Source organism: Cognatilysobacter tabacisoli, assembly GCF_003586305.1.
Taxonomy (GTDB): domain Bacteria; phylum Pseudomonadota; class Gammaproteobacteria; order Xanthomonadales; family Xanthomonadaceae; genus Cognatilysobacter_A; species Cognatilysobacter_A tabacisoli.
The window spans coordinates 329,996-342,386 of record NZ_KZ987400.1; the positions used below are offsets into that span (position 1 = coordinate 329,996).

13 protein-coding genes are annotated in these 12,391 nt (G+C 73.1%); 5 read left to right on the forward strand and 8 right to left on the reverse strand.

Translation table 11 applies throughout. The annotated features are described in order from the left end of the window. Window positions 1-34: 34 nt before the first annotated feature. Both D3A60_RS01410 and D3A60_RS01415 read right to left on the reverse strand, forming a co-directional pair. Window positions 35-1,033, reverse strand: coding sequence for a uroporphyrinogen-III C-methyltransferase (locus D3A60_RS01410; protein ID WP_231120356.1), 999 nt, complete (start codon window positions 1,031-1,033; stop codon window positions 35-37). A 60-nt stretch (window positions 1,034-1,093) separates the two neighbouring features. Then, window positions 1,094-1,879 carry a uroporphyrinogen-III synthase gene (locus D3A60_RS01415; protein ID WP_119716929.1) on the reverse strand — a complete coding sequence of 262 codons (786 nt, stop codon included), beginning with the start codon at window positions 1,877-1,879 and terminating at the stop codon, window positions 1,094-1,096. Between the two features lie 69 nt (window positions 1,880-1,948). On the opposite strand from D3A60_RS01415, the gene D3A60_RS01420 reads away from it, so the two are divergent. From D3A60_RS01420 to D3A60_RS01440, 5 genes are all read left to right on the forward strand, one after another. Next, window positions 1,949-2,416 carry a YiiD C-terminal domain-containing protein gene (locus D3A60_RS01420; RefSeq protein WP_119716930.1) on the forward strand — a complete coding sequence of 156 codons (468 nt, stop codon included), beginning with the start codon at window positions 1,949-1,951 and terminating at the stop codon, window positions 2,414-2,416. Window positions 2,417-2,459: 43 nt separating this feature from the next. Next, the gene (locus D3A60_RS01425; protein WP_119716931.1) at window positions 2,460-2,903 is read left to right on the forward strand and encodes a hypothetical protein; all 444 of its coding nucleotides are present in this window, start codon (window positions 2,460-2,462) and stop codon (window positions 2,901-2,903) included. A gap of 103 nt (window positions 2,904-3,006) precedes the next feature. Beyond that, a complete protein-coding gene (locus D3A60_RS01430; protein WP_119716932.1) occupies window positions 3,007-3,441 on the forward strand; it encodes a rhodanese-like domain-containing protein in 435 nt (144 codons plus the stop codon). Between the two features lie 188 nt (window positions 3,442-3,629). Then, window positions 3,630-4,151 (forward strand): protein-export chaperone SecB, encoded by a 522-nt coding sequence (gene secB, locus D3A60_RS01435; RefSeq protein ID WP_119716933.1) that lies wholly within the window; start codon window positions 3,630-3,632, stop codon window positions 4,149-4,151. An 18-nt stretch (window positions 4,152-4,169) separates the two neighbouring features. Beyond that, window positions 4,170-5,204, forward strand: coding sequence for an NAD(P)H-dependent glycerol-3-phosphate dehydrogenase (locus tag D3A60_RS01440; protein WP_119717491.1), 1,035 nt, complete (start codon window positions 4,170-4,172; stop codon window positions 5,202-5,204). 66 nt (window positions 5,205-5,270) lie between these two features. Here D3A60_RS01440 and D3A60_RS01445 read toward each other — a convergent pair whose 3' ends face one another. From D3A60_RS01445 to D3A60_RS01470, 6 genes are all read right to left on the reverse strand, one after another. Further along, window positions 5,271-5,858, reverse strand: coding sequence for an outer membrane beta-barrel protein (locus D3A60_RS01445; protein ID WP_119716934.1), 588 nt, complete (start codon window positions 5,856-5,858; stop codon window positions 5,271-5,273). 190 nt (window positions 5,859-6,048) lie between these two features. Continuing rightward, window positions 6,049-6,633 (reverse strand): OmpO family porin, encoded by a 585-nt coding sequence (locus D3A60_RS01450; RefSeq protein WP_119716935.1) that lies wholly within the window; start codon window positions 6,631-6,633, stop codon window positions 6,049-6,051. Window positions 6,634-6,914: 281 nt separating this feature from the next. After that, a complete protein-coding gene (locus D3A60_RS01455) occupies window positions 6,915-8,243 on the reverse strand; it encodes a sensor histidine kinase (protein WP_119716936.1) in 1,329 nt (442 codons plus the stop codon). A 43-nt stretch (window positions 8,244-8,286) separates the two neighbouring features. After that, complete coding sequence (locus D3A60_RS01460) at window positions 8,287-9,645, reverse strand: sigma-54-dependent transcriptional regulator (RefSeq protein WP_119716937.1); 1,359 nt, start codon at window positions 9,643-9,645, stop codon at window positions 8,287-8,289. Window positions 9,646-9,776: 131 nt separating this feature from the next. Then, entirely contained in the window at window positions 9,777-11,000 is a 1,224-nt protein-coding gene (locus tag D3A60_RS01465; RefSeq protein ID WP_119716938.1) for an ABC transporter permease, read from the reverse strand. A gap of 63 nt (window positions 11,001-11,063) precedes the next feature. Beyond that, the gene (locus D3A60_RS01470; protein WP_119716939.1) at window positions 11,064-12,386 is read right to left on the reverse strand and encodes an ABC transporter permease; all 1,323 of its coding nucleotides are present in this window, start codon (window positions 12,384-12,386) and stop codon (window positions 11,064-11,066) included. Between the last annotated feature and the right edge of the window lie 5 nt (window positions 12,387-12,391).

Sequence of the window (12,391 nt, forward strand, 5' to 3'; positions counted from 1 at the left end):
GCGGATGCCGCCGCGCGGACGCGGCGGCGCGGCATCAGCGCGACGCGCGCATCTGCCGGAGCTGCTCGAGTGTGCTGCCCAGCGTGGGCACGGCAGGTGAAAGCGGCAGCGCGGCGAGCGCCTCGAGCTGGGCGCGGCGCTCGGCGGCCAGCGTCGTGTCGTCGGAGAGCCGTTCGATCCAGCCGCCGGCGCGGCGCAGCGCGGCGCGGTAGCCGTCAACGTCGCGACGCTCGGCCGCGGCGCGCGCGATCGACAGCTCCAGCTGCAGCGCCGCCTGCGCGGCGGCGCGGTCGGACGGTTCGATCGCGACCGCGCCGACGCTGGGGCGCGCGTCGAGCAGCGGGCCGAACGCGCGCCGCCACCACGGACGCGCATCGCGCGCGTCGGCGCGGCGCGCGGTCGACGCCGACAGCGCCGTCGTCGCGAACGCATCCAGCCGCGCCATCGCGACCACGCGCGGCTCGGCCTCGAGCGCGTCGAGGCCGGCGCGCTCCTGGATCAGGGTCTGGCGCAGGCTCAGGTACGCGGGGTCATCGATGCCGTCGAGCACGCCGGCGGCCAGCGCGTACGCGCGCCGTGCGCCGTCGAGGTCGGCGGCGATCATCAGCCGCTGCTGGCCCATCACCAGCAGCAACTCGGCTTCGTCCAGCCGCAGCGCCTGCGCGCCATGGCGGTCGGGGTCGGCGAGCTTGGCGACGGTGTCCTCGATCAGCGCCGCACGCTGGCCGATGCCGAGCAGCTCGTCGCGCAGCACGCGGTTGGTCGCATCGGCCTGCTGCAGCCGGCCCGTCTGCGCGCGCTGGTCGCGGCGCAGGCCGTCGACGCGGCCCTCCAGCGCCTGCAGCCGCAGGTCCGCATCGGCGGCGGCGTCGCGCGCGCTGGCCTGGCGCTCGCGCCACTGCGACCACGCGAACGCGGCGGCGGCGAGCAGCGCGACCACCAGCACGATGCCGGCCAGCGCGCCGCCGCCGCGGGTCGGCGGGGCCGGCGCGGGCTCGGGGTTCGGGGCAGGCGGTGCGGGGGTCGACGACACGGAGGCGGGCGCGGGCGGAGTGCCCGCCATGCTACCGGAACGCCCGCGGCGCCAACGGCGCTAGCGCAGCGAACGCGCCGCGGCGGCGACCAGGTCGCGCGGCCGCGGGCCGTCGGCGACGACGATGCGGGTGAACCCGCTCGCGCGCGCGAGTTCGCCCAGGCGCGCGCTCGCGACCGCCACGCGCTGCGCCCGGAGGATCGCGGCGACGTTGGCCGGCACGCCGGCCAGCGTGCGCTGCAGCGCCTCGCCGCTCGACACCGCCAGCACCGCCGGCGCATCGAGCGCGCGCAGCGCGGCGAGCGCGCGCGGCGGCGGCGGCGTCGGCGTGCGCTGGTAGACGTCGGCGCGCCGCACCCGCGCGCCGCGCGCGGTGAGCGCCGGCGCCAGTTCGCCGCGGCCGCCGGGCGCGGTGACGAGGGCCACGTCGACGCCGTCGACCGCCTGCAGCGCCGGCAGCGCGAGCAGCCCCTCGCTGTCCATCCGCGCCGGCGACGTGACGTCGACGACGCCGGCGCGGCGCAGCGCCGCGGCGGTCGTGCGGCCGACCGCCAGCCACGTCGCGCGCACCTCGCCCAGCGCGGCCAGCCGCGCGGCCGCGCGCACCGCCGCCGGGCTGGTGACGACGATCACCGGCGCGGACAGCGCGCGCGCGAGCGCGTCGCGCGTGGCGCCGTCGTCGCGCGCGTCGATGCGCCACGGCGACAGCGCGATCAGCCCCGCGCCGGCGCGCGCGGCGGCGCGGCGCATCGCGTCGTGGTCGCCACGCGGACGCAGCGAGATCACGTACCATCCCGGCGCCGTGCGCGGGCCGTCGTTCGCAGCAGTCGTCGTCGACGCGGTCATCGCCACAGCTTGGCATACGCCACCGCACGCGCGCCGCCGCGCGCATCCTTCCCCCGCCCGAGCCGCGTAATGCCCGACATGAATGCCGACCCCGCGCTGCAGCGCCTGCTGCACCACTACCACTCGATGCCGCCGGTGGCGGTCATGCAGCTGTCGATCGGCGGCTACGACGGCCAGCGCCTGCAGCTGCACGCGCCGCTGTCGGTGCACGTCAACGACAAGGGCTGCGCGTTCGGCGGCAGCCTCGCCTCGATGATGACGCTGGCGTCGTGGGGGCTGGTCACGCTGCAGGTCGAAGCGGCCGGGCTGCACGCCGATGTCTACGTCGCCGACAGCCAGCTGCGCTACCTCGCGCCGCTGTTCGCCGACCTCGACGTCGAGGCCGAGCTGGCGCCCGACGCGCGCTGGGAGGACTTCGTCGCGACGCTGCGCAACCGCGGCCGCGCGCGCACGTCGATCGTCGCGCGCGCGCGCCTGCCCGGCGGCGGCAATGCGACCGAGTTCACCGCCCGCTACGTCGCGATCGCGAAACCCTGACCGCAGCGGCTACGATGAGGCGGAGTTCCCATGGAAGCCGCCGATGCGCCTGATCCGATTCATCGACGCGTCGCGCCGCCTGCGGGCCGTGGCCGTGCTCGCCTTCGTCGCGCTGGCGCTGTCGGCCTGCGCCAGCCAGGGCCGCGAGGCCAACGCGCTCGATCGCGAGCAGTACGCGTGGTCCGGCGCAATCCGCTGGGGCGACGTCGACGTCGCCGTGGCGATGCTCGACCCCAAGACCCGCGCCGAGCAGCCACCGAGCGCGATCGAGCTCGAGCGCTACAAGCAGGTGCAGATCTCCGCGTACCGCGAGCTCGGCGCCAGCCGCGACGTCGCCGCCGGCACCGCGGTGCGCGACATCGAGATCGGCGTGGTCAACCGGCACACGCTGGCCGAGCGGACCGTGCGCTACCGCGAGGTCTGGCGCTGGGATGCCGAGGCCAAGACCTGGTACATCACCAGCGGCCTGCCGAACCTGGGCCCCTGAGCCGCGCGCCGGAAGGCGCGGCGGCCGACGTCGGCGCCGCGCGCTTTTGCGCCGGCATGGGCGGTAGGCGACAATCCCGCCCCCGCTTGTTTCTGGCCCGACCGTGACCCTTCCCGACCTGCTGGCGTTCGCCGAGCGCCACCACCTCCTCTCGCTGGCGCTGGTCGGCATCACCCTGGCCCTGGTCTACACCGAGGTTGCGCGGCTGTTCCGCGGCTACAAGGCGCTGCGCCCGGCCGAGCTGACCGCGCTGATCAACCGCGACAACGCGCTGGTCGTCGACCTGTCGGCCAGCGGCGACTTCGAGAAGGGCCACATCGCCGGCAGCAAGTCGGTGCAGCCGAGCCAGTTCGACCCCGAGAGCAAGCTGCTCGCGTCCGCCAAGGCGCTGCCGGTGGTCGTCGTGTGCCGCAACGGGATGGCCTCCGGCGCGGCCGCCAAGCGCCTGAAGAAGGCCGGCTTCGAGCAGGTGTACTGGCTCGACGGCGGCGTCGCGGCGTGGCAGCAGGCGGACCTGCCGCTGGTCAAGGGCCGCTGAACACTGGGCGGACGCGGCGGCCGCGAGTGAGCACCCGCCCGCATCCCCGCCGCTTGTGCGGGCCCGCCGGCGCCCCAACGCTGTAACCCGGCCGCGCCGGGAGCGCGTGCCATAATCGGTGTCTTCGCTGCACCTTTCCTACGTCACCCTTCTAATGCCACGCCCACGGGGCGCGCTGGAGTCACGAAATGTCCGATGAAACCCTGAACGGCGCGGCCGCGCCCGTCGACGCCGCCGGCCCGGCCTTCACGGTCGAGAAGATCTACGCCAAGGACGTTTCGTTCGAGGCGCCGGGCGCACCGGCCGTGTTCAACGAGGCCGCGCAGCCGCAGCTGCAGATGAACCTCAACCAGAGCGTGCAGCGCCTCAACGACAACGCATTCGAGGTCGTGCTCGGCGTGACCCTGACCTGCACCGCCGGCGAGAAGACGCTGTACGTCGCCGAAGTGAAGCAGGCCGGCGTGTTCGGCCTGCTCGGCTTCGACGCGGCCACCCTCGACGCGATGCTCGGCACCCACTGCCCGGGCGTGCTGTACCCGTATGCGCGCCAGCTGATCAGCGAGCTGATCCAGTCCGGCGGCTTCCCGCCGTTCTTCCTGCAGCCGATCAACTTCGACGCGCTGTACGCCGAGGGCCTGCGCCAGCGGTCGTCGCAGCAGCTCGGCGAGGGTGGCGGCCTGGCCGACGCCGAGGCCGCGGGCAACGCCTGAGCCGTCGCCGGCATGGCGATGTCCCCGCCTGACGCGCCCAAGCCGGCCGTCGCCGTCCTCGGCGCCGGCTCGTGGGGCACGGCGCTTGCCGCACTGATCGCCCGGCACGGTCACCCGACCGTGCTGTGGGGCCGCGACGCCGACACGGTCGCGGCGATCGATGCGCGCCACGAGAACCCGCGCTACCTGCCGGGCCTGGTGCTGCCCGACGCCCTGCGCGCGACCACCGACCTGGCCGCCGCGCTGGCCGGTGCCGACCTGGTGCTGGTCGTGGTGCCGTCGCACGCGTTCGCCGGCACCCTGCGCGCGCTCGCGCCGCACCGCCCCGCGCACGCGGGCGTGGCGTGGGCGACCAAGGGCTTCGAGCCGGGCAGCGGCCGGTTCCTGCATGAAGTGGCCGGTGAAGTCCTCGGCGACGGCGTGCCGCTGGCCGTGGTCACCGGGCCGTCGTTCGCCAAGGAAGTCGCCGCCGGCCTGCCGACCGCGCTGACGGTGCACTCGGACGACGCCGCGTTCGCGCAGTCGGTGGCCGAGGCGCTGCACGGCCCGAGCTTCCGCGCGTACACCGGCGACGACATGCTCGGCGCCGAACTCGGCGGCGCGATGAAGAACGTGCTCGCGGTCGCCACTGGCGTCGCCGACGGCATGCAGCTGGGCCTCAACGCGCGCGCCGGCCTGATCACCCGCGGGCTCAACGAGATGCTGCGGCTGAACCAGGCGATCGGCGGCCAGCCGGAAACGCTGATGGGGCTGGCCGGGCTCGGCGACCTGGTGCTGACCTGCACCGGCGACCTGTCGCGCAACCGCCGGCTCGGCCTCGCGCTCGGTCGCGGGCAGTCGATCGACGACGCGGTCCGCGAGATCGGCCAGGTGGTCGAATCGGTGCAGACCGCCGACGAGGTCATGCGCCAGGCCGAGCGCCACGGCATCGAGCTGCCGATCTCCAGCGCGGTGCGCGACGTCCTGCACGGCACGCTGACCCCGTCGGACGGGCTCAAGCAGTTGCTGGCGCGCGAACAGAAGCCCGAGTACCCGACCGACCTGTTCGGCTGAGCACGGCGCGCGCGGACAAAAAAAGCCCGGCGTGAGCCGGGCTTTTTCGTGGACGGTGCGGCGCGATCAGAAGCTCGCGCGCACGCCGACCAGGTACTTGGTGACGTCGTCGCCGGCTTCGATCTCGCCGACCACGCCCCACACCGGGGTGAACTTGAACTGCGCGCCGATCGTGCCGGAGAAATCGCCGTCGAAGTCGCCGCCGTCGGTGTAGCTGCCCTTGACGTAGCCTTCGAAGTTGTCGGCCAGCAGGCCGCGCACGCCGACGCTGACGCGGCCGCCGGAGGTGTCCTCGGAGCCGCCGGGGAAGTCGACCTCCTGGCGCAGGTAGCTGACCTCGGTCACCAGGTCGGCACGCTCGCTCAGGCCGTGGCGGTAGCCGAGGCCGAACTGCAGCTCGTTGAAGTCGATGTCGGCGCCGAAATCGTCGTTGGTGACGTTGCCGTAGCCGCCGAGGAGATAGAACGACTCGCTGATCGCGGCCGAACCGCGGATCTGGACGCCGTCGAACTCGACGTCGCCGGCGAACGCGTCGCCCGTGTCGATCTCGACGTTGGCGTAGCCGCCTTCGATGTAGGTGTAATCCAGCCCGTCGGCCGAGGCGGCGAACGGAGCGATGGCCAGCGCAACGGCCAGCGCGAGGTGCTTCTTCATGTGTGTCCCCAAGTGATGGTTAAAGCATCGAAGCCGCGAAGCGGCGGGGCACCTTAACAAGTTCTTCACGTCGCCGGGAGGCTTGCGCCGGCACGGGGCAACCGGGCGCAAAAAGAAAAGCCCGGCCGGAGCCGGGCTTTTCCCTCGCGACGATTCGGGGGAGAGAGAGATCGCGAGTGGTGCTTCGTGCTTACCAGCTCAGGCGCGGGCCGACGAACCACTGGGTGTCGCCGTCGACGAACTTGACGTCGCCGTTGACGCCCCAGGTCTGGTTGAACTTCACCTGCGCGCCGAGGCGGCCGTAGAACTCGCCGTCGCGGCTGGCGCCGTCGAGGTCGTCACCGTCCTCGTAGCCGGCGAAGGCGTAGCCCTCGAAGTTCGGGGTCAGCGCGCCGCGCACGCCGGCCTCGACGCTGTAGCCGTCGGCTTCGAGGTCGTTGCCGAAGATGTCGCTGCCGGCGTCGAACTTTTCGTAGGCCACGCGGGTCACCAGGTCGGCGTTCGGCGCGATCTGGTGGTTGTAGCCCAGGCCGACCTTCCACTGGTCGAAGTCGATGTCGGTGTCTTCGATTTCCTGGTTGCTGTAGCCGCCGAACACGTGGAAGTTCGGGGCGATGGCGCCCGAGCCGTTGATCGCGAAGCCGTCGGCGTCGCCGGCGTCGGTGTTGGTCGCGGCGTAACCGCCCTCGACGTAGGTGTAGGAGACGCCCTCGGCGGCCGAAGCGGCGAACGGCAGGGCGGCCATCAGGGTCAGGGCAAGGAGCGAACGCTTCATGGGGCTTCTCTCTGTTGTTTGTTGGGACCGCGGTCGGGTTCGTGAAGAACGCCGCGGTTGGTGGCCAGTATCCGCACGCTGCCGTAACGAAAACTGAATTATGAACTGAACGGTATAGAAACTAACCGCACTCTGAATGAACTTCGGCGCTTGGCCGTTCGGGCCTTGCACGCGGGTGCGCGACGCCGTTCCGGATGCGCGCGGCGCGGTCGACCCGACGGTCGACGTGCAGGGCTGAGGGGGTGTCAGGGACAGCCGAGCGCGGGCGCTGGGCGGCGGGCTCAGCGCACCGGCAGCGCCAGGCTGACGCACAGGCCGCCGCCGTCGCGGTTGAGCAGCGCGATGCGCCCGCCGTGGGCCTCGGCGATCTCGCGGGCCAGGGCGAGGCCGAGCCCGGTGCCGTTGCGCTTGGTCGAATAGAACGGCAGCAGCGCGTTCGACAGCACCGCGCTGTTCATGCCGCTGCCGCGGTCGAGCACGTCGATCCGCCACTCGTCCGGCAGCCGGCGCAGCGCCAGCTGCACCTGGTCGGACGGCGAGCCCGACTCGTGCGCGTTCTTCAGCAGGTTGATCAGCGCCTGCTCCAGCTGCGCCGCGTCGACGCGGGCGTGGCCGTCGGGCACCGCGCCGTCGACGCTGAACATCACCTGCTCGCGCAGGTGGGCGACGAAACGCTGCCATTCCAGCGGCTCGCAGCGCGGCTCGGGCAGCTTGGCGAAGCGCGCGTAGCCGCGGATGAAGCCCTCGAGGTGGCGCGCGCGCTCCTCGATCGTCGCCAGCGCGACCGGCAGCCGCTCGGTCTGGCCGCGGCGCAGCAGCTCGGCGCCGGAGTGGGCCAGCGAGGCGATCGGCGCGAGCGAGTTGTTGAGCTCGTGGCTGATGACGCGGATCACCTTCTTCCACGTGTGCACTTCCTGCCGGCGCAGCTCGGCGGTCAGCGTGCGCAGCAGCACCAGCTCGTGGCGGCGGCCGTTGAGGCGGAACTGGCGGCGCGACAGGTGGAACACGTCCTCGTCGGTGCCGTCTTCGCTGGGCACGCTGACCATCCCGTCGCCGCCGTTGGCGAACGCGTCGCGCAGCTCGGCCGGCGCGGCTTCCAGCAGTTCGGCGAACGCGTGGCCTTCGAGCCGGCGGCCCTCGCCGAGCAGCCTGCGCGCGGCGAGGTTGGCGAGCACCACGTGGCCGCCGGGCTCGACCAGCAGCATCGCCACCGGGGTGTTCTGCACCAGCGTGTCGAGCAGCAGCTCGCGCTGCACCAGCGCGTGGCGCTGGTCGCGCAGCGCGTCGCCGAGCGCGTTGTGGCTGGCGACGAGGTCGCGCAGCTCGCCGCCGCCGGCCCACGACAGACCGAAGCTGTAGTCGCCGTCGCGGTAGCTGCTGACCGTGCCGGCCAGCGCGCGGAACAGCGACAGCATCGGCGCGAACGCGCGGCGCACGTGGTAGACCAGCAGCGGCAGCAGCAGGGCGATCGCCGCCAGGCCCGCCCACCACGGCGAGGCGATCCAGCGCGACAGCAGCTGCGCCAGCGCGAGCGCGGCCAGCAGGTAGCCGAGCGCCAGCGCGGTGAACGTCACCCACAGCGGCAGCCGCTGGCGCAGGCGCAGGCTCATCGCGTCCGCGCCTGCGCGCCGTCGCCGATGGCCGCGCACGCGGTCACGGCCGCGCGATCCCGAGCCGTTCGAGCCGGCGGTACAGCGCCTGCCGCGACAGGCCGAGGTCGCTGGCGGCCTGCGCGAGCACGCCGCCGGCGCGGGCCAGCGCGGCCTCGATCGCGGCGCGGTCGGGCTCGTCGTGCGCGGCCGTCGACGCGTCCGCGCCGTGCGGCGGCGGGGCCGTCTGCACCGGCAGGCCGAGGTCGGCGGCGGCGATCGTCGCGCCGCGCGCGAACAGCGCCGCGCGCTGCACGGTGTTGCGCAGCTCGCGCACGTTGCCGGGCCAGCGGTGCGCGAGCAGCGCGCGCTGGGCGTCGTCGCCGAGCTGCTTGCCGGGCGGAAGGAAGTGCTGCGCGAGCGGGACGATGTCGTCCGGGCGCTCGGCCAGCGGCGGCAGCGCCAGCTCGATCGCGTTGAGGCGGTAGTAGAGGTCCTCGCGGAACTGGCCGGCGCGGATCAGCGCCGGGAGGTCGGCGTTGGTCGCGCTGAGCACGCGCACCTTGACCTGGCGCTCGCGGTTGCCGCCGAGCCGTTCGAAGCGGCCGGTCTCGAGCACGCGCAGCAGCTTGACCTGGCCGGCCGGCGGCAGCGTGCCGACCTCGTCGAGGAACAGCGTGCCGCCGTCGGCGGCCTCGAACTTGCCCTCGCGCGCCTTGTTCGCGCCGGTGTACGCGCCGGCCTCGCTGCCGAACAGCTCGGCCTCGATCAGCTCGCCCGGCAGCGCACCGCAGTTCAGCGCGACGAACGGGCCGTCCTTGACCGACGAGTTGGCGTGGATGATCTCGGCGATGCGCTCCTTGCCGGCGCCGTTCGGCCCGGTCACCAGCACCGGCAGCTCCGAGCGCGCGACCTGGCACGCCAGCGACAGCACCCGCTCGCTGGCCGGGTCGGCGAACACCACGCCGCGCAGGTCGTACTCGCGCTCGAGCGCGTGCCGGCGGCGGCGCTCGCCCTGCACGCGCCGCGCGAGTTCGCGCCGCGCCTGCGACAGCTCGATCAGGTTGTTCACCGTCGCCATCAGCTTGTGGTCGTCCCACGGCTTGGCGAGGTAGTCGGCCGCGCCGGCGCGGACCAGGTCCACCGCGGACTCCAGGTGCGTCCACGCGGTCAGCAGGATCACCGGCAGGTCCGGGTGCGCCGCGCGGATCCGCGCGAACAGCTCGATGCCCTCTTCGCCCGACGTGGTGTCGGCGTGGAAGTTCATGTCCTGCACGACCAGGTCGACGTCGCCGCGTGCGAGCCGCGCGAGGCCGTCGTCCGGCGTGTGCGCGGCGACCGTGTCGAGCTCGTGCAGCGCGAACAGGGTCTCGAGCGCGGTCACGACCGCGGGGTTGTCGTCAATGACGAGGATCGTGGGCATGCGGGTTTATACCGCGCGGGGACGGCGGGGCCGCAAGGGCAGGACGGCACGCCACGCAGGCGACGACGCGCGCGGTCGGCGCGCGTCGTCGTCGTTGCACCGCGGGGCGAATGCGTGCGGCACGGCGGCGCTCACACCGTCCGCGTCGCGACCGCCGGCGGCACCGCCGCGGCGCGCATCGCCGGGCCGAGCACGGCGAGCTGGCCGAGCAGCCACAGCGCGACCGCGCCGATCGGCAGGTACAGCGCCGGCAGCCGCGGCAGCTCGTACTGGCCCATCAGCAGCTGGTTGAGGCCGTACGCGCCGATCATGCCGATCACGATGCCGAGCGTGGCCAGCAGCAGGTTCTCGGTCTGGAAGTAGCGCAGGATCTGCCGGCGCGTCGCGCCGAGCGCGCGGCGGATGCCGATCTGCTTGGTCCGCTGCTGCACCCAGAAGCTGGCCAGGCCGACGATGCCGAGCGCGGTCACGACCAGCAGGCCGACGCAGACCGCGACCAGCAGCCACGCCATCGAGCGGTCCTGCCGGTAGTGGCGGTCGATCAGGTCGGTGAACGGCGCCTGGTCGAGGATCACGCGGCGGGCGCTGACGCGCTCGAGCGCGGCGACGGCGGCCTCGAGCACCTCGTCGCGGCGCGCCGGGTCGGTGCGGATCGCGAAGCGGCCCATGGTCACGCCGCTGACCGGCAGGATCATCGAGTAGTGGCTCTCGGCCGGACCGCCGTTGTCGTTCGGCCGGATCACGTCCTCGACCACGCCGACGATGCGGTGCGGGATGTCGTCGCGGTTCCAGCTGTAGATCAGCTTGCCGACCGCGCTGCCGTCCGGGAACAGCCGCTGGGCGACGGTCTTGGTGACGATCGCGGCGGGGATGGTCAGGGTCGAGTTCGGCTTGCCGAGCGCCTCCCAGTCGACGTACTCGTCGGCGGTGAAGTCGCGGCCTTCCACCAGCCGCAGGCCGAGCGTGGCGATCAGGTTCTCGCCCAGGTACACGGAGCTGTTGAGGTTCGGGATCGGCTGGTCGGGCGAGACGCTGATCGAGCTGTTCCACGACGAGTTGTCGAACGGCACGTGGTTGAGGCTGGTCGCGGCCTGCACGCCCGGCAGCGCGCGCAGCGCGGCGACGTCCTCGCGCACGCGGGCGGTCGGGTTCTCGTCGCGGCCGATGCCCGACAGGTTGATGCGCACCAGCTCGGCGTCGGCCATGCCGGTCGGCCGGTCCATGCGCTCCAGTCGCGTGGCGATCAGGAACACGGCGTTGCAGATGATCGCGCACGACAGCGCGATCTCGAGCACGATCAGCGCGGCGGCTGTCTTGTGCCGGCGCAGGGTGGAAAGGATGGGGCGGATGTCCATGGTCGGCTCCGGTGGTGCGTCGTTCGTCGGGCGTGCGGTGGGGTCGGGTGCGCCGGGCCGGCGCTACTGGGTCTTGAGCTGCATGGCCGGCGACACCAGGCACGCGCGCCACGCCGGCAGCAGGCCCGCGAGCAGGCTGGCGACGATCGCCAGCACGAACGTGGTCAGCAGCATCCGGCCGTCGAGCTGGGCCAGCTCGGCGTAGCCGGCCGGCTGCTGGCGCACCGCCCACAGGCCGAGCCACGCCAGCCCGAGGCCGAGGATGCCGCCGGCCAGGCCGACCGTGCCGGCCTCGACCAGGCACTGGGCGAAGATCGACCGGCGGGTCGCGCCGAGCGCGCGGCGCACGCCGATGTGCGAAGCGCGGCCGAGGAACTTCGCCAGCAGCAGGCCGACGGTGTTGAGCAGGCACACCAGCAGGAAGCCGAACGCCAGCCACACCTGCAGGCGCACGTCGCCGGGCACGGCGTTCATCTCGTCGAGCCACTCCATGACGCTGTGCAGGCGCACGTTGGTCGGGCGCTCGTAGCGGCCGGCGGCGCGCTGCTGGTCGGAGTAGTTCTCCAGGTACGCGCGGTATGCGGCGACCTTGGCCGGCGAGCCGAGCTCGACCCAGTACTGCAGCCACGCGCACGGCGCGTTGATGCCGCGCGTGCCCTCTTCGTCGGCGCCGGTGTCGCCCCAGCAGTTCATGTTGCCGCGGGTGCCGAGGTTGAGCTCGCGCGACGTCCAGAACGGCACGTAGACCTGCTCGATCGCGCTGAAGCGGTCGTTGGTCATGTCGAAGAACTTCGGCGCCGGCCGCCAGTGGTCGAGCACGCCGATGATGCGGAACGTGGTCTGCTCCAGCGTCAGCTCGCGGCCGACGCTGTTGGCGCCGCCGAACAGGCGCTGGTTGAGCTCCTTGGAGATCACCGCCACGCGCGCGCGCGCCGCGTCGTCGCTGGCCTGCCAGCCGCCGCCGTGGGCGAACGGCACGTCGAACATCGGGAAGAAGTCGGCGGTGGTGTAGCGCGACTCGGCCATGAACGGGTCGCCGGCCGCGGCCTTGCCGTTGGCCGGCGGCTGCACGATCAGCCCGCCGCCGGTCATCAGCGCCTGGCGGTCGCCGCGCTTCTCGCGCAGCAGCGCCTCGGCGTCGAAGCGGGTCATCTGCTGCTCCGGGTCGTCGCCCGGCGTGAACCCCTCCATCGAGCGCGGCTCCAGCCGCGGGTAGAACAGCACGTCGCTCTTGCTCGGGATCGGGTCGCCGGACAGCACGTGGAACACCGTCAGCGTCGTCATCGACGCGCCGATGCCCAGCGCGATCGCGAGCACCATCAGCGCGGTGAGCGCGCGGTTGCGCTTGAAGCTGCGCACGGCGAGCTGGAAGTAGTAGCCGAACATCGGGA